At 73.5% G+C, this 14,657-nt stretch carries 15 protein-coding genes; 5 read left to right on the top strand and 10 right to left on the bottom strand.

Annotated features, from left to right (window positions below; genetic code table 11):
• Positions 1–25: 25 nt before the first annotated feature.
• The 4 genes from MJ876_RS08410 to MJ876_RS08395 are packed head-to-tail and all read right to left on the bottom strand — an operon-like array spanning position 26 to position 5,464.
• Positions 26–2,401: a bifunctional salicylyl-CoA 5-hydroxylase/oxidoreductase gene (locus MJ876_RS08410; RefSeq protein ID WP_240235813.1), complete on the bottom strand. Its 2,376-nt coding sequence runs from the start codon at positions 2,399–2,401 to the stop codon at positions 26–28.
• Positions 2,398–4,083 carry an AMP-binding protein gene (locus MJ876_RS08405; RefSeq protein WP_240235812.1) on the bottom strand — a complete coding sequence of 562 codons (1,686 nt, stop codon included), beginning with the start codon at positions 4,081–4,083 and terminating at the stop codon, positions 2,398–2,400. The genes MJ876_RS08410 and MJ876_RS08405 overlap by 4 nt, the downstream gene beginning before the upstream one ends.
• The gene (locus MJ876_RS08400; protein WP_240235811.1) at positions 4,080–4,982 is read right to left on the bottom strand and encodes an acyl-CoA thioesterase II; all 903 of its coding nucleotides are present in this window, start codon (positions 4,980–4,982) and stop codon (positions 4,080–4,082) included. Before MJ876_RS08400 ends, MJ876_RS08405 begins: the two co-directional genes overlap by 4 nt.
• Positions 4,979–5,464, bottom strand: coding sequence for a cupin domain-containing protein (locus MJ876_RS08395; RefSeq protein WP_240235810.1), 486 nt, complete (start codon positions 5,462–5,464; stop codon positions 4,979–4,981). The genes MJ876_RS08400 and MJ876_RS08395 overlap by 4 nt, the downstream gene beginning before the upstream one ends.
• Positions 5,465–5,520: 56 nt before the next feature.
• Here MJ876_RS08395 and MJ876_RS08390 point away from each other — a divergent pair, with 56 nt between their 5' ends.
• Positions 5,521–5,949, top strand: coding sequence for a RidA family protein (locus MJ876_RS08390; protein ID WP_240235809.1), 429 nt, complete (start codon positions 5,521–5,523; stop codon positions 5,947–5,949).
• Between the two features lie 30 nt (positions 5,950–5,979).
• Here MJ876_RS08390 and MJ876_RS08385 read toward each other — a convergent pair whose 3' ends face one another.
• Complete coding sequence (locus MJ876_RS08385; protein ID WP_240235808.1) at positions 5,980–6,396, bottom strand: hypothetical protein; 417 nt, start codon at positions 6,394–6,396, stop codon at positions 5,980–5,982.
• Between the two features lie 125 nt (positions 6,397–6,521).
• On the opposite strand from MJ876_RS08385, the gene MJ876_RS08380 reads away from it, so the two are divergent.
• The 3 genes from MJ876_RS08380 (at position 6,522) to MJ876_RS08370 (ending at position 9,173) form a co-directional block, all read left to right on the top strand.
• Positions 6,522–7,529, top strand: a complete 1,008-nt coding sequence (locus tag MJ876_RS08380; RefSeq protein WP_240235807.1) for an acetamidase/formamidase family protein — start codon at positions 6,522–6,524, stop codon at positions 7,527–7,529.
• A gap of 39 nt (positions 7,530–7,568) precedes the next feature.
• Entirely contained in the window at positions 7,569–8,327 is a 759-nt protein-coding gene (locus MJ876_RS08375; RefSeq protein WP_240235806.1) for an SDR family NAD(P)-dependent oxidoreductase, read from the top strand.
• A gap of 399 nt (positions 8,328–8,726) precedes the next feature.
• Positions 8,727–9,173: a DUF1707 domain-containing protein gene (locus tag MJ876_RS08370; protein WP_240235805.1), complete on the top strand. Its 447-nt coding sequence runs from the start codon at positions 8,727–8,729 to the stop codon at positions 9,171–9,173.
• A gap of 41 nt (positions 9,174–9,214) precedes the next feature.
• Here MJ876_RS08370 and MJ876_RS08365 read toward each other — a convergent pair whose 3' ends face one another.
• The 5 genes from MJ876_RS08365 to MJ876_RS08345 are packed head-to-tail and all read right to left on the bottom strand — an operon-like array spanning position 9,215 to position 12,993.
• Positions 9,215–9,574, bottom strand: a complete 360-nt coding sequence (locus tag MJ876_RS08365; protein WP_240235804.1) for an ANTAR domain-containing protein — start codon at positions 9,572–9,574, stop codon at positions 9,215–9,217.
• A gap of 42 nt (positions 9,575–9,616) precedes the next feature.
• Complete coding sequence (locus tag MJ876_RS08360; protein ID WP_240235803.1) at positions 9,617–10,792, bottom strand: zinc-dependent alcohol dehydrogenase; 1,176 nt, start codon at positions 10,790–10,792, stop codon at positions 9,617–9,619.
• Entirely contained in the window at positions 10,789–11,265 is a 477-nt protein-coding gene (locus MJ876_RS08355) for a hypothetical protein (protein WP_240235802.1), read from the bottom strand. The genes MJ876_RS08360 and MJ876_RS08355 overlap by 4 nt, the downstream gene beginning before the upstream one ends.
• Positions 11,262–11,837 (bottom strand): type 1 glutamine amidotransferase domain-containing protein, encoded by a 576-nt coding sequence (locus tag MJ876_RS08350; protein WP_240235801.1) that lies wholly within the window; start codon positions 11,835–11,837, stop codon positions 11,262–11,264. The genes MJ876_RS08355 and MJ876_RS08350 overlap by 4 nt, the downstream gene beginning before the upstream one ends.
• A gap of 1 nt (position 11,838) precedes the next feature.
• Positions 11,839–12,993 carry a glutathione-independent formaldehyde dehydrogenase gene (locus tag MJ876_RS08345; RefSeq protein WP_240235800.1) on the bottom strand — a complete coding sequence of 385 codons (1,155 nt, stop codon included), beginning with the start codon at positions 12,991–12,993 and terminating at the stop codon, positions 11,839–11,841.
• A gap of 616 nt (positions 12,994–13,609) precedes the next feature.
• Here MJ876_RS08345 and MJ876_RS22165 point away from each other — a divergent pair.
• Entirely contained in the window at positions 13,610–14,647 is a 1,038-nt protein-coding gene (locus tag MJ876_RS22165; protein WP_240235799.1) for a response regulator transcription factor, read from the top strand.
• Positions 14,648–14,657: the final 10 nt, after the last annotated feature.

Here is a 14,657-nt window from a genome sequence, read left to right as displayed (position 1 = left end):
CTCCCCCGGGCCCGCCCCGCCCACGTCACGGCGTCGGCGTCCACCTCACGTGCACGTCGTGCGCGCCCTCCCGCAGCAGCGCCAGTCGCGGCGGCACCTTGTCGGTGCGCGCGCTCGGCGGCTTGCGCCGACCGGCCGCGAACGACTCCGGCCACTCGGCCCCGGGCCCGACGTAGTCCTGCTCCGCCGCGGCGGCCAGGGTCCAGTTGGGGTGGTGCAGGTGCGTGCGGCCCAGGGCGCAGAAGTCCGCGCGACCGGCGAGCAGGATCGAGTTCACGTCGTCGTACGACGAGATCGCGCCGACCGCGATGACGGCGGCGCCCGCGGGCTCTGCGACCCGGTGACGGATCTTGTCGGCGAACGGCGTCTGGTAGCTGCGACCGAACGCCGGCTGCTCGTCCTTGCTCACCTGTCCCGAGGAGACGTCGATCGCGGCGGCGCCGTGCTCCACGAAGGCGCGCGCGATCTCGACGCCGTCCTCGTCGGTGTTGCCGTCCGGCAGCCAGTCGGTGGCGGAGATGCGCACCGTCACCGGCACGGAGTCGGGCACGACCTCCCGCACGGCGTCGAAGACCTCCAGCGGGAAGCGCAGGCGGTTCTCCAGGGAGCCCCCGTACGCGTCGGTGCGCCGGTTCGACACCGGCGAGAGGAACGACGACAGCAGGTAGCCGTGCGCCGCGTGCACCTCGACCAGGTCGAAGCCGGCCTCGACGCCGCGGCGGGCGGCGTCCACGAACTGCGCGGTGATCGCGCGCAGGTCGTCCTCGGTGGCCTCGCGCGGCACGTGGCAGCCCTCGCCGTACGGCAGTGCCGACGGGCCGACGACCTCCCAGTTGCCCTCGTCGAGGGGCTCGTCCATGCCCTCCCACATCAGCCGCGTCGAGCCTTTGCGGCCGGAGTGACCGAGCTGGAGGCCGATCCTCGCGGCCGTGCGGGAGTGGACGAAGTCGACGACCCGGCGCCACGCGTCCCGCTGCTCGTCGGTCCACAGGCCCGGGCAGCCGGGGGTGATCCGCCCCTCGGGCGACACGCAGGTCATCTCGGTCATCACCAGGCCGGCGCCGCCGAGCGCCTTCGACCCGAGGTGCACGAGGTGGAACTCGTCGGGCACGCCGTCGGTCGCGACGTACATGTCCATCGGCGAGAGGATCACCCGGTTCCTCAGCTCCAGCGGGCCGATGCGGCCGGGCTGGAACATCGCGGGGCCGGGGTCCGCCGGGTCGGCGCCGGGGTGCGCACCCTGCTGCCGGGCGAACTCCCGCTCCATCCGCTGGGCGAACTCGGCGTCGCGCTCCTGGAGGTTCGAGAACGTGATGCGTCGCGAGCGCGTCAGCAGGTTGAAGACGAGCTGGGCGGGCTCCTGGTCGGCGTACATGCCGATGTTCTCGAACCACTCGAGCGAGGCTTGCGCGGCGCGCTGCGTCGACTCCACGACGGGCTTGCGCTCCTGCTGGTACGCCGCCAGCGCGGCCTGCGTGGTCGGGTGCTCGTGCAGGCACGCGGCCAGGGCCAACGCGTCCTCCATCGCGAGCTTCGTGCCGGAGCCGATGGAGAAGTGCGCGGTGTGGGCGGCGTCGCCGAGCAGCACCACGTTGCCGTCGTACCAGCGCTCGTTGCGGACCGTGGTGAAGCTCAGCCACCTCGAGTTGTTGAGCAGCACCCGGTGGCCCTTCAGCTCGTCGGCGAAGATCTCGGCGACCCGCTCGGCGGCGTAGGTGTCGGACTCGCCGGGCGCGTAGGTGCGGTCCTCGGTCGCGTCGAGGCCGGCGCGTCGCCAGACGTCGTCGTGCATCTCGACGATGAACGTGGAGCCCGTCGCGGAGAACGGGTAGCCGTGGATCTGCATCGTGCCCCAGCGGGTCTGCTTCACCACGAACTGGAACGCCTCGAGGACCAGGTCGGTCCCGAACCAGATGTACTTGTTGCGCCGGCGGTCGAGCGACGGACCGAAGGCGTCGGCGTAGCGCGTGCGGACGGCGGAGTTCACGCCGTCGCAGGCCAGCACCAGGTCGTACGACGCCCGCAGCCCGTCGACGTCGGGCGCCTCGGTCCGGTAGTGCACCGTGACCCCGAGGTCGGCGACCCGCTGCTGGAGCACCCGCAGCAGGTCCTTGCGCCCCATGGCCGCGAACCCCTGCCCGCCGACGGTGAACGTCGTGCCGTCGACGTCGGTGTCGATGTCGGTCCACCGGGCGAACGCCCGCTCCATGTGCGCGTGGACGACCGTGTCGGCGCCCTCGATGCTGCCGAGGGTCTCGTCGGAGAACACCACGCCGAAGCCGAAGGTGTCGTCGGGGGCGTTGCGCTCCCAGACGGTGATCTCGTGGCCGGCGTCGAGGCCCTTCATCAGGGCGGCGAAGTAGAGCCCTCCGGGTCCGCCGCCCACGACCGCGATCCTCATGGCGTCGCTCCTTCCGGGCTGCCGGCCTCGGCCTCGACCTGCCGGCGCAGCCGGTAGTGCTGAAGCTTGCCGTTCGTGTTGCGCGGGAGCGTGTCGACGAAGCGCACCTCCCGCGGGTACTTGTAGGGCGCGATGGTCCGCTTGACGTGCGCCTGGATGTCCTCTGCGAGCGCCTCGCCGACGTCGGCCCCCTCGCGGGGGACGACGAACGCGCAGACGATCGAGCCGCGCTCGGGGTCGGGCTTCGCGACCACCGCAGCCTCGGCCACCCCCGGGTGGGTGTCGATGGCCGCCTCGACCTCGGGGGCGCCGATGTTGTAGCCCGACGACACGATCATGTCGTCGGCCCGGGCGCAGTAGGTGAAGTAACCGTCCTCGTCGCGCACGAAGGTGTCGCCGGTGAGGTTCCAGCCACCGGAGACGTAGGCGCGCTGACGCTCGTCGTCGAGGTAGCGGCAGCCCACCGGCCCGATCACCGCGAGCCGGCCCTGGACGCCCGGCCCGACCTCCTGCCCCAGCGGGTCCAGGACCGTCGCCCGCCAGCCTGGCACCGGCCTCCCGGTCGCGCCGGGGCGGATGTCGGGGCCGGCGGCGGAGATGAAGATGTGCAGCAGCTCGGTGGAGCCGATGCCGTCGACGACCTCGAGCCCGATCTCGTCGCGCAGCCGGCGCCAGGTGTGGGCGGGGATGTGCTCCCCCGCGCTGACCGCGGTCCGCAGGCCGGCGAGACGGCCGACCCTGCCGGCCTTGATCATCTGCTTGTACGACGTCGGCGCCGTCGCCAGGACCGTCACGCCGTGCTCGGCGACCAGGTCGGCGACGACCGGTGGCGCGGCCGCCTCGACGAGCAGCGCGCTCGCCCCGGCGTGCAGCGGGAAGACGACGAGCATCCCGAGCCCGAACGTGAACGCGAACGGCGCGGTGCAGGCGACGACGTCGTCCGGCTCCAGGCGCAGGACGTGGCGGCCGAAGGTGGCCTCGATCGCGAGCAGGTCGCGGTGCGTGTGCATGGTGATCTTGGGGACGCCGGTGCTGCCGGACGTCGGGCAGAGCAGCGCCACGTCGTCCGCGCTCGTGGCGACCGGGGTGAAGTCACCCGGCTTCGCGGCGGCGAGCACGGTGAGGTCGGCGGGGTCGTCCGCGCCGACGGTGACGACGCGGAACGGGCCGGGGAGCGCGTCGGTCGCGAGGTCGGCCACGTCGGCGGTGAACCGGTGGTCGACGAGAGCGACCGCGGGGCCGGTGCGCCCGACGACCGGACCCAGCTCCCGGGCCCGGAGGGCCGCGAAGGTGGTCACGGCGACGGCCCCCGCCTTCAGGACGCCGAGCCAGCAGGCGACCGTCCACGGGGTGTTCGGCGCGCGCAGCAGCACGCGGTTGCCGGGCACCACGCCGAGGTCGTCGACGAGAACCTGGGCGACCTGGTCCGACGTCCGGTCGAGCTCGGCGTAGGTCCACCTCTCGCCCTCCGGCGTCCGCAGGGCGACACGGTCGCCCCCGAGACGACCGATGGTGCCCGCGAGGAGCGCGCTCCCGGCGTTGTAGGTGTCGCCGACCTCCCGCAGCTCGGGCAGGGTGAGCTCGATCGTGGGCCACAGCTCGGCCGGCGGGAGGTGGTCGCGGGTGAAGGTGTCGACGTGCGCCGAGGGCCGCAGTGCGGCCCGGGTGAGCAGCCGCGTCACGGCGCCGGCTCCCGCAGCATGCCCTCCTGGGCGACGGTGGCGACGTGGGTGCCGTCGGGGGTGAAGAACCGCCCGAGCCCGAGTCCCCGGCCGTGCTCGGCGGACACGGCCTCCTGGGCGTAGAGCAGCCAGTCGTCCATCCAGCCCGCCGGGGGCGTGCGGTGGAACCACATGGCGTGGTCGAGGCTGGCCGTCACGAGCCCGGGTTCGGCCCACGGCCGGCCCAGCACCCGCAGGAGGGGCTCGAGGATCGTGTAGTCGCACACGTACGCCAGGGCGGCCAGGTCGCGCTGGGCGTCGGTGAGGCCCTCGACGGCCCGCAGCGCGTCGTACGGCCTGACCCAGACGGCCTGGTACGGCGCGCGGCCGCCGTCCACGGTCAGGTAGACGGGGCCCGGCACGTGGCGCATGTCGAAGCTGCGGCCGCCGGACCAGTAGGCGCGGGAATCCTCGGTCGACGTGCCGCCCTCGCGACCCTCCAGGTACGCCGCCGAGGTCGGCAGCCCGTCCGGCCCGGGCAGGTCGGAGGGCACCGCGCTGCTGACGCTGCCGCTTGCCTCGCCCGCGGCGAACGACGCGAGGCTGACGTGGACGCACCTGCCGTGCTGGTAGGCGCGGACCTGGCGGGTGGCGTAGCCGCGGCCGTCGCGCAGCAGCTCGACCTCGTGGCGGATCTCCGCGCCGATGTCGGCGGGCCGCATGAAGTAGGAGTGCATCGAGTGCAACGTCTTGCCCTCGACCGTCCGCACGGCCGCCGCGACGGCCTGGGCGACCAGGTCGCCGCCGTACGCCTTGGGCCAGGGGCAGGGCTGGGTCGTCGCGGTGAACGCGACGTCGAGGTGCTCGGCCTCCGCCTCCACGAGCGTGACGGCGTCGGTGAAGGTCCGCGAGGTGCTCACGGGCGGTCCACCCAGCCGGGCAGCTCCTCGTCGGCCACCTGCGGCAGGTTGACCACGATGTTGTCGGGCGTGCGGGTGGTCATCCACGTCAGCGGCCTGGTGCGGTCGAGGTTGCACTCGACGTGCGGCATGAAGGGCGGCACGAACACCCAGTCGCCCTCGGACATGTCGAGGTAGTCCTCGAACCGCTCACCGAAGTAGATGCGGGCCCGGCCGGAGAGCACGAACCCCCCGGTCTCCGCCTCGCCGTGGTGGTGCGGCACCGAGCGGAAGCCGGCCAGGTTGTGCACCTGCCCGAACCAGATGCGCTGCGCCGGCGTGTGCTGCGGGCTGACCCCGGAGACACGCGTCGCGCCCGGCGACTGGCCGGTGTCGTCGGGCTCCAGGCCCCCGCGGGTCACGACGGGCACGACGAGCCCGTTCGCGTCGGCCCAGGGCGAGGGGTCGCCGTCGAGGACGTACCGGCTGCGGTCCGCGTTCATGTTCTAGTTCTGGCACGATCGTTGTCGAGGTGTCAATGGATGACTAGCCTCGTCACATGAGCGACCTGACCCCCGTGGCCGTGAACCCCGCCGCGCTCCCGGCGCCGAGCGGCTACTCGCACGGCACGCTGTCCGGCAACACGCTCCACCTGGGGGGCCAGACGGCGCTCGACGCCGACATGCGGATCGTCGGGGGCGGGATCGTCGAGCAGTTCCGTCAGGCGTTCTCGAACGTCCTCACCACGCTGGCCGAGGCCGGCGGTGAGCCCGGTGACCTCGTGAGCATCACGATCTACCTCACGGACATCCCGGACTACCAGGCCCACGGCCGGGAGATCGGCCGCGTCTGGCGCGAGCTCGCGGGCCCGACGTACCCGGCGATGGCGGGCATCGGGACGACGGCCCTGTGGCAGCCGGAGGCCCTCATCGAGATCGTCGGGGTGGCGGTGATCCCGGACGAGCGGCTGGTGCGACCGGGCGCCTGAGCGCCCGGTCGCAGCAACGTCCCCGGGGGGTCAGAAGCGCACGCTGCCGGCGCAGACCTCGCCCGAGCCGCCGCGCTCGGCGCGGAAGGTGAACAGCTCGGTCCCGGCGCCGTTGCGGGCCCGACGCTCGACGGAGAACGAGCCGCTGGGCCCGCGGGTGCGCGACGTTCCGCGGGCGACGAGGTCGCCGTCGGCCTTGATGACCCACTGCCAGGTCTGACCGGCGCGGTTGCTGTCGACCTCGCCCTCGACCTCGACGCCGCCGTCGTCGGACTTGGCCTTGAGCTTCCAGCGGGCCGCGCCGGGACCGGAGCAGCTGCCGCTGCGCTCGACGCGGTCGTCGCCCGAGGCCTGGGCGGGGGCGCCGGCGACGCCGAGGAGGCTCGCGCCGAGCGTCGCGGCGACGAGGGCGGACGCCGCGGCGCGGCGCACGGGGGTGGTGGTCATGGGTCCTCCAGGTGGGTGGACGTCGGTGTCGACGTGTCACCGATCCTGTCGACGCAGGCGGCGGGCCGACAGTTGTCCGATGGTCGTAGGACCCCCGTCACACGCCGGTCGCGGTAGGTTCGGGCATGGACGTCATCGAGTACACGCCCACCCGGGAGCAGTACACCTACACCTTCGGCGGCGCCGCCCCCGTGATGCGGGTGAAGCCCGGCAGCGTGCTGCGGATCTGGTCGGACGACGCCTTCGGCGGGGCGCTGCGCAGCGTCGACGACCTGTCGGCCGAGAAGGTCGACCTGCGGTTCGTGAACCCGCAGTCCGGGCCGTTCCACGTCGAGGGCGCGGAGCCGGGCGACACCCTCGCGCTGCACCTCGTGGCCCTCGAGCCCGCGCGCGACTTCGGCGCCTCGGCCGCGATCCCGTTCTTCGGCGGCATGACGTCCACCGACCGCACCGTCACCCTGCAGCAGGCGCTGCCGGACACGACCTGGATCTACGAGCTCGACCGCGAGCGCGGCACCGTCGGCTTCGCCGCCCGTCACTCCGACCACCGCCTCGAGCTGCCGGTGGAGCCGATGCTGGGCACGGTCGGCGTCGCTCCCGCCGGCGGCGAGGTCCGTTCCTCCCTCGTGCCGGACCGCTTCGGCGGCAACACCGACACCCCGGAGATGCGCGCCGGCACCACCTGCTTCCTCGGCGTCAACGTCGAGGGGGCCATGTTCTCCATCGGTGACGGCCACTACCGCCAGGGCGAGGGCGAGGCCTGCGGCACCGCCGTCGAGGGGGCCATGACCACCACCCTGATCGTCGAGCTGATCAAGGGCGGCGCACCCGGCTGGCCCCGCCTCGTGGACGACGAGCACCTCATGGTCATCGGCTCGAGCCGCCCGCTGGAGGACTCCTGGCGCATCGCCAACGCCGACCTCGTCGGCTGGGTCGCCGAGCTCAGCGGCCTCGACCCGATGGACTCCTACCAGCTGCTCTCGCAGGTCGCCCGCGCACCCATCGCGAACGTCGTCGACGCCAACTACAGCGTGGTGGTCAAGGCGGCGACGTCCCTGCTGCCCGCGGTCACGCCGTACGACGGGCTCCACGCGGAGCTGCGCGACCGCGCCCGCGCCCTCGGCTCCGTCTGACCACCCCCGACCACCCGCCGCTCCCCCGAAAGGCCCTCCATGGACCTCCAGCTCACCGGCACCCGCGTCCTCGTCACCGGCGGCACCCGCGGCATCGGCCGCGCGATCGTCGAGGCGTTCCTCGACGAGGGCGCCCACGTCGCCTTCTGCGCCCGCAACGCCGACGACGTCCGCTCCGTCTCCGAGGCCCTGGCCGGCCGCGGCACCGTGCACGGCGCCAGCGTCGACGTCGGCGACGGCCCCGCCCTCGCCGCCTGGGTCGCCGGGAGCGCTGAGGCCCTGGGCGGGGTGGACGTCGTGGTCGCCAACGTGAGCGCGCTCGCGATCCCGGACACCGAGGAGAGCTGGGAGGCCAGCCTGCGGGTCGACGTCATGCACACCGTCCGCCTCGTGCAGGCCGCGATGCCCCACCTGGAGGCCAGCGACGCCGGGTCGATCATCGCGATCTCGAGCGTGTCCGGCCGTGAGTCCGACTTCGCCTCCGGCCCGTACGGCACCGCGAAGACGGCGATCATCGGCTACGTGCACGGCCTCGCGCTGCAGCTCGCGGAGAAGGGCATCCGCGCCAACACCGTCTCCCCCGGCAACACCTACTTCGAGGGCGGCGTGTGGGCGGGCATCGAGTCGGGCGACCCGGACCTGTACTCGACCGCGCTCGGCCTGAACCCCACCGGCCAGATGGGCACCCCCGAGGAGGTCGCCGCCCCCGTCGTCTTCCTCGCGAGCCGAGCCGCCCGCCGCATCAGCGGCACCAACCTCGTGGTGGACGGCGCCCTCACCCGCGGCATCCAGCTGTAGGTGGCCGGTCCGGCGATCGAGGTGCGAGGCCGCCCGAGGCCGAGCCTCGAGATCCCGGGAAGGGCCCCGCGACCGTCCACCGTGTCTCGAGGCTCCTCGCCGAGCTCGTCGCACCTCGACCGGCGGGAAGCCGGCAATCGTGTCGAGGTGATCGGCCGTGCGACGACACTGTGCCGTCCGTGGGTCACCGGTTGAGTCACAGCCAACACGCAACCCGGTTGTGTGGTCACGACCCGGCTGAGCGGCGATCTCGACGCGCTCGTCGCCCAGGGGCTCCTCACTCTCGATCACCTCCGGCCACCGGAGGTCGAGGTGCTCCGAGCCCCGGCGAGGAGCCACGAGACCGCCACACGCCGCGTGGCGACGCCCCAGGGCCCACCCCCGGTGCGACCATCCAGCATGCGACGGACGACGGGCACCGTGACCGGGCAGCCGACGATGCGCATCGGCGACGCGGAGCGCGACGCGTGCGTCGACCTGCTGGCCGAGCACCACGTCCGAGGACGGCTCTCCGTGGACGAGCTGGACCGGCGGCAGCGGGCCGCCTTGACGGCGACGACCGAGGCGGACCTGTCGTCGCTGCTCCTGGACCTCCCGGCCGAGCCCACGTCCGGACGGGCAGGCCTCCGCACTCTCGCCGCCCGGGCCTGGGACTCCCGGGCCGTCCGGGCCGTCGTCCTGGCGCCCGCGGGGCTGGCCGCCGGCGGTGGGCTGATCGCCGTCTCGGACACCAACCAGGACGTGTGGAAGTTCCTCCTCGGGATCGGTGCTGCAGCCGCGGGCTTCGTCGCCAACGCGGCGATCGAGCGGCGGCGACCCGGCGGCGAGGACCCGGACCACCGCTGAGGGGCCCGGGGCGAGGGTCGGGCGGGCCCTCGCCCCGGACCTCACCGGCGGTCCCGCGACCGACGGTCCGCCGGGTGGGAACCCGACCACCTGCTCGCGTCGTCGATCACCTCCTCGGCGAGCTCGCGCACCTTGACGTTCCGCTCCTGGCTGATCCTCCTCAGGAGGTCGATGCCCTGGTCCGGCGAGAGCCGGTAGTGGCACATCAGCAGGCCGACGGCGATGCCGATCCGCCGGTTGCTCGCCAGTGCGCGCTCCAGGTGGAGCGCCTCGAGCTCGGCGGAACGGGCCCGCTCCGCCAGCTCCTCGAGGACCGCACGCTGCGCGTCGGCGTGCGCGTGGGCGTGGGCTCTGGCCTGGGCCGCGGCGACCGGTGACCGTGTAACCGGGCGAGAGGACATGGTGGCCTCCTCCAGATCGACTCCGGTGGGCGCGTTTGCGGGTCAGTCACCGGGCCGGAACACGGCGCGGACGCATCCGTCGTCCTTGCCCTTGAACATGCGGTAGCCGGCGGGCCCGTCCTCCAGGGACATCACGTGCGTCGCCAGGTGCTCGGTCCGCACCTCGTCACGGCTCATGCGCTCGAGGATCTCGGGCACGTAGCGATGGCCGTGCTGCTGGGCGCCGCGGAGGGTCAGCCCCTTGTTCATCACCGCCCCGAGCGGGAACTTGTCCACGAGTCCGGCGAAGACCCCGAGGGTGAACACGGTCCCTCCCTTGCGGCAGGCGTAGATCGCCTCCCGGACGGCGGTGGGCCGGTCCGTCTGCAGGCGGAGCTGCTGCTTGACCTGGTCGTAGAGGTAGGACGGTCCGAGACCGTGCGCCTCCATCCCCACCGCCTCGATGCACACGTCGGGACCGCGTCCCCCGCTGAGCTCCCTGAGCTCCCCGGGGACGTCGACCTTCGAGTAGTCGAGCGTCTCGGCGCCGATGTGCGTCTCCACCTGGCCCAGCCGCTCGGCGAGCCGGTCGATGACGACGACCCGCTCGGCTCCCTTCAGCATCGCGGCCCGCGCGGCCATCTGGCCCACGCCTCCCGCTCCCCAGACCGCCACCACGTCACCCGGGGCGACGCCGGCCAGGTCGGCGCCCGTCCAGCCCGTGGGAGCCGCGTCGGACGCGAAGAGCGCGCGTTCGTCGGAGACCCCGTCCGGGATGGCGAAGGCCCCCTGGTCGGCGTACGGCACCCGGATGTACCGGGCGTGGCTGCCCGCCCAGCCGCCGAGGGCGTGGGAGTAGCCGTAGCACCCGCCGATGGCCTGGCCCCACAGCGCCTCGGTGATCCCCGGGTTGGCGTTGCCGTTGTCGCACAGCGAGTAGAGCTCCTGCCGGCAGTACCAGCACTTCCCGCAGCTGGTGAAGGAGACCACGACGACCCGGTCACCGACCGCGTGCCGGGTCACGGCCGCACCGACCTCGACGACGGTGCCCATGAACTCGTGCCCGAGCACGTCGCCGGCCCGCATGGTCGGCACGTAGCCGCCCACCAGGTGCAGGTCGGAGCCGCAGGTCGCGCTGAGCCCGACCTCGAGGATGACGTCGTGGCCGTTGAGGATGGTGGGCTCCGGGACGTCCTCCACCCCGATCTCGTTGACCCCACGCCAGGTCACCGCCCTCATCGGACGCCTCCCCCGGGAGCCGCTCGTGTCCACGACTCGACCACCATGCCGGTCGGGGTCGCGGGTCGCTGGCCGTGCGGCGCCGGGTCGACCACGAGGACCTCCCCGACCTCGATCAGCTGCTTCGAGCGGCGCAGGGCCGACCGCAGCTCGGCCTCTGGGTCGTCCCCGACCAGGCGCCGCGGCAGCGACGCCCGCGGCGGCCGGTCTCGGAACCTGACCGAGAGCTCGGTGCCCTTGTCGGCGGGCGCGGGTCGGACCCGCACCTCGATGCGGTCGACCAGGATCGCGAGGGGACCGGGCAGCGCGTCCTCGCGGACGTCGTCCGGCTCGCAGAGGACGGTGACGCTCAGCCAGCCGGAGGCACAGTGCCGACCTGCGTGCGAGCCGCCGGGCCGGAGCTCCTGGGGCTCGGCGAGCCGGCGCAGGAGGTCCCCGCCGGCCCGGAGCAGGCGCGTGGGGGGGTCGGTCATCGCGACCGCCCCGGCCCGGTGCCGCGCTCGGCGGACGCGAACTCGTCCACGATGCGCTCGCAGAACGCCGGGAGGTCGTCGGGGGACCTGCTCGAGGTCAGGTTCCCGTCCGTCACGACCTCCTCGTCGACGACCTCCGCGCCCGCGTTGCGCAGGTCGGTGCGCACGCTGGGCCACGACGTCAGCCGGCGGCCCCGGGCCACGTCCGCCTCGACCAGGGTCCAGGGGCCGTGACAGATCGTCGCGACGGGCTTGCCGGACCGCACGAAGTCGCCGACGAAGCGGACGGCGCCGGCGTGCGTGCGCAGGGTGTCCGGGTTCACGGTCCCTCCGGGCAGCAGGAGGGCCTCGTAGTCCTCCACCGCGACCTCGTCGACGAGAGCGTCGACGGTGAACGTGCCGGCGTCCTCCAGGTCGTGGTCGCGGGCCGCGATCTCGCCCGACCGGAGCGAGACGAGCACCGTCGACGCCCCGGCCGCCTCGAGGGCCCGTCGGGGCTCGTCGAGCTCGACCCGTTCCACACCGTCCGTCGCGAGGATCGCCACTCGCGAGCCGGTCAGGTCCGCGGCCATGTCACGCCCCTCCGGTCGACGGGTGCAGGACGACCTTGGTCCACCCGTCGTCACGGGCGTCGAACCGCTGGTAGGCCTCCGGGGCCTGGTCGAGGGGCAGCTCGTGGCTCACGATGAACGACGGCTGCGCCTTCCCGCCCGCGACGAGGTCGCGCAGCTGCCGGTTGTACTTCTTGACCGGCGCCTGCCCCGAGCCGATGTGCTGGCCCTTGAACCAGAACATCCCGAAGTCGAACGCCAGCTTGCCCTGCTGGGCCAGCTCGTCGGTGGCGCCGGGGTCCTGGGGCACGAACACGCCGACGGTCCCGATCTTCCCCGTGAAGCGCACCGAGGCGACCAGCCGGTTCATCGTCAGGTTGGCCTGCTCCTGACCTCCCGGGTCGTGGGCCTGGTAGCCCACGCACTCGCACCCGTTGTCCGCACCCAGACCCATCGTCTGCTCCAGCACGGCCTCGACCGGGTCGACCTGGGAGTCGTCGATCGCGATCGCCCCGATCGACTCCGCCAGCGCGAGCCGGTCGGAGTGACGGTCGACCACCATCACCTTCCCCGCGCCGCGGATCGTCGCCGACAGTGCGGCCATCAGCCCCACCGGGCCGGCGCCGTAGATCACCGTCTGGTCCCCGGGCTTGACCCCCGCCATCTCGGTGGCGTGGTAGCCGGTCGGGAAGATGTCGGAGAGCATGACGTAGTCGGTCTGCCGCTCCTCGGCGTCCTCGCCCAGCCGCAGGCAGTTGAAGTCACCCCAGGGCACCCGCAGCAGCTCGGCCTGACCCCCCGCCCACGGTCCCATGTCGGCGAAGCCGTAGGCCGCGCCGGCCATCGACGGCTCCGGCTGGGCGGTGAGGCAGTAGTTGGTGAGCTGACGCTCGCAGTTCTTGCAGTACCCGCACGCGACGTTGAACGGCAGGACGACGTACTCCCCGACCTGCACCTTCTCGACGGCGTCCCCGACCTCGACCACCCGTCCGAGGTTCTCGTGCCCGAACCACCGTCCTGGCTCGAAGTCGGTGCGGCCCTCGTACATGTGCAGGTCCGACCCGCAGATGTTCGTCGAGGTGATCTGCACCAGGACGTCGGTCGGACGTTCGATCCGCGCGTCCGGCACGTCCGTGACGCTGACCTGACGCGGCCCCTCGTACACCACTGCCTTCATGCTGGTCCCTTCGTCGGAGCTGCTGACCACCCGTGCGGGCGGTCCGTCCATTCAAGGGAGACGACGCGGCGGCCGGTATCGGCAGACCTGCCGATACCGGCGCCACGGGCCGGCGGACGCACCCGAGCATCGGTCAGGTTGCCGATGGACGGCGGCGGCCCGGCCCCCTTCGATGGGGGCACGGGCGACGCACCGGCGCCGCGGGGTCGTGCCGGTCGTCGTGCGAGATGAGGTCGAGACCCTGGCCGCCCCTCACGCAGCGCGGCGGTCGGGGTCTCGCTCCGGCCCGGCGCACGACGCCCGGGTCCCCCTCCCCCCTGGTCACGGGAGGCCGTGGTGCGCGGCGGCGTCCGCGGACACCACTGCACGGGATGCGGACCCGGTGTCGGCAGCGCGACGATGAGCAGCGGAGGCGGGATCCGGCCGGAGGCTTCTCGACGAGCCGGCCAGCCCGCCCTCGATCGCCGGCACGCACCTCGCCGGCGGGGTGCCCGGGGGGGACGCGCTCCCGGTCCGGCACCGGGACCGCACGCTCGACGAAGCACGAAGGGGGCCACCATGACGGGTTGCGAGACGGACACCGGCCGGAGACGACGGGCGACGGTGGCCCACCACCGTGGGTGAGGCGCTCGCCACGACGCTCGGACGTATCGCCGCCTCCGCCGACGCGGCGCCCGTGCGCGGCCTGGCGCTGCTGACGGCGCTGCGGTCCACCGTGCCCTTCGACGCGGCCTGGCTGGCGTCCGCGGACGCCCGCGGGGGCGTCTACCTGTCGTTGGCCGAGCTCGACCTGTCGCACGACGTGCGGGAGTTCCTGGGCGGACCTGCGGCGGCGCGCGACGTCGCGGAGGCCGGGGCCGACCGGGACGGCCCGCCGGTCTGCCACTCCGACGACCCCGGCGCCTCGGCGACCCCGACCTGGGTCGACTGCCTGACCCCGGCCGGGTTCCAGGAGTCCCTCACCCTGGGGCTCTTCGTGCGGGTCGGTGGTCGCGTCGGCCTCCTGGTGCTGCTGTTCCGCAGCCCGTCCCCGCCCCCGCGGACCGTCCGCCGCCGACTGGCGGGGCTCGCACCGGTGCTGGCCCTCGGGATGGACCCGATGCCCGGGCTCCTGGCCACCACGCGTCTGGTCCCCGGGACGACCGCCGGGACCCTGTTGCACGGCGACGGGTCGGTCGAGCCACTCCCCGGGCTCCCCGGTGACCACCTGCTGGAGGACGGCTCGCCCGTGCTGGCCGAGGCTCGGGGACGACTGGACGACGGGTTGTTCCACTCGTCCTTCCTGTGGCCCCTGGGGGGCTCCTCCGCCCCCGACGGCCACGCACGCGTCACCGTCGTGGCGGCCCCCGAGGACGCCCCCGCCTTCCTGGCCGGCGTGGTCCTGGTCTCGCCGTCACCGGGTCTGCACGGACTCACCCCGCGCGAGCTGGAGGTGCTCGGCCTGATGGTCCACGGGTGCTCGAACCAGGAGATCGCCCGAGCCCTCGTCGTGGCACCCCGGACGGCCGCGGCGCACGTCGAGCACGTGCTCGTCAAGCTGGCTGCGGGGACGAGGACGACCGCAGCGGTGAGGGCCGAGCGCGAGGGCCTCTACGTGCCGTCGTCCGTGGCCGCCCCGACCGGGCCCCCCCGCGCCCCCGCGCACAGCACCTGAGTCACGACCT

The sequence above is a fragment of the Nocardioides sp. CFH 31398 genome (assembly GCF_022436705.1).
GTDB lineage: Bacteria > Actinomycetota > Actinomycetes > Propionibacteriales > Nocardioidaceae > Nocardioides.
The sequence above is the reverse complement of the archived record's forward strand: the minus strand, read 5'-3'. Positions and strand labels throughout refer to the sequence as shown.

Excerpts from the sequence above, each read along its gene's own strand:
- MJ876_RS08375 (WP_240235806.1), top strand. The coding sequence starts at position 7,569 with ATGGACCTCCAGCTCACCGGCACCCGCGTCCTCGTCACCGGCGGCACC.
- MJ876_RS08350 (WP_240235801.1), bottom strand. The coding sequence starts at position 11,837 with ATGGCCGCGGACCTGACCGGCTCGCGAGTGGCGATCCTCGCGACGGAC.
- MJ876_RS08360 (WP_240235803.1), bottom strand. The coding sequence starts at position 10,792 with ATGAGGGCGGTGACCTGGCGTGGGGTCAACGAGATCGGGGTGGAGGAC.
- MJ876_RS08390 (WP_240235809.1), top strand. The coding sequence starts at position 5,521 with ATGAGCGACCTGACCCCCGTGGCCGTGAACCCCGCCGCGCTCCCGGCG.
- MJ876_RS08380 (WP_240235807.1), top strand. The coding sequence starts at position 6,522 with ATGGACGTCATCGAGTACACGCCCACCCGGGAGCAGTACACCTACACC.
- MJ876_RS08410 (WP_240235813.1), bottom strand. The coding sequence starts at position 2,401 with ATGAGGATCGCGGTCGTGGGCGGCGGACCCGGAGGGCTCTACTTCGCC.
- MJ876_RS08355 (WP_240235802.1), bottom strand. The coding sequence starts at position 11,265 with ATGACCGACCCCCCCACGCGCCTGCTCCGGGCCGGCGGGGACCTCCTG.
- MJ876_RS08385 (WP_240235808.1), bottom strand. The coding sequence starts at position 6,396 with ATGACCACCACCCCCGTGCGCCGCGCCGCGGCGTCCGCCCTCGTCGCC.
- MJ876_RS08370 (WP_240235805.1), top strand. The coding sequence starts at position 8,727 with ATGCGACGGACGACGGGCACCGTGACCGGGCAGCCGACGATGCGCATC.
- MJ876_RS08345 (WP_240235800.1), bottom strand. The coding sequence starts at position 12,993 with ATGAAGGCAGTGGTGTACGAGGGGCCGCGTCAGGTCAGCGTCACGGAC.
- MJ876_RS08365 (WP_240235804.1), bottom strand. The coding sequence starts at position 9,574 with ATGTCCTCTCGCCCGGTTACACGGTCACCGGTCGCCGCGGCCCAGGCC.
- MJ876_RS08395 (WP_240235810.1), bottom strand. The coding sequence starts at position 5,464 with ATGAACGCGGACCGCAGCCGGTACGTCCTCGACGGCGACCCCTCGCCC.